At 45.4% G+C, this 687-nt stretch carries 1 protein-coding gene; it reads right to left on the bottom strand.

The genetic code is table 11. The features are described 5' to 3' along the window. Positions 1-610, bottom strand: a 610-nt coding sequence (locus tag F8C76_RS17755) for a hypothetical protein (protein WP_152132940.1), incomplete at its 3' end; no start/stop codon positions are given. Positions 611-687 lie beyond the last annotated feature (77 nt).

A 687-nucleotide genomic window follows, 5' to 3' on the forward strand; every position in this document is an offset into this window, starting at 1 on the left:
TTGGGAAAGGAACCAGTTCTTCGGACGCTTGGATTTTGTTTATCACCTTGAAGGAAGTAGTGATCTTCTTCTTCGGTGATTTTGAGGCTTGTCCACGTGACACCAGGTTGACGGAGGCAGACCCATAGTTTTTGTCAAAGGTGATGACTCCGTTTTTCCACATCTCGTTTATCTTCTCTCTCACAACGAAGCATTGATTGAGAGGATGCGAGACCATCTGGTGGTATGGACAGTACCGAGGATCATTGGTTTTGCCAATATCTCCCGGTCTTTTGGGTTCAGGCAAGGTGAGTTTGCCATTTGCCATGAGAGCCTCGAAGATTTCTTCAACATCTTCATCGAACGGGTATTTCTTTTCTACTCGTTCTCTAAAGGCATCAGAGAGTTCAGGTCTCTTACCCGCAGCTTTGTTTTCAGCTTTCTTTGGTGGCTGAGGAGCTGACTTTGTTTGCACATTGAGAACCTCTTTCTTCTTTGGTTTAGAGGTTGCAATGGCAGTTGGCTCTTTCCTTGATGATTTCTGACTGTTGAGGTCTTTGATCACCGTTTCAGCCTCCATGGAAGCTTCTAGGAGTTCTCCCAGGTTCTTTGATTTGTTGCCGATGATCATGGAGCGTATTCTAGCTCTCATGTTGTTTCGGCAAATGTCAACTAGCGACGCCTGTGGCAGTACATCTGAACATTTGT

This window comes from Flagellimonas olearia, from assembly GCF_009184425.1.
Lineage (GTDB): Bacteria > Bacteroidota > Bacteroidia > Flavobacteriales > Flavobacteriaceae > Flagellimonas > Flagellimonas olearia.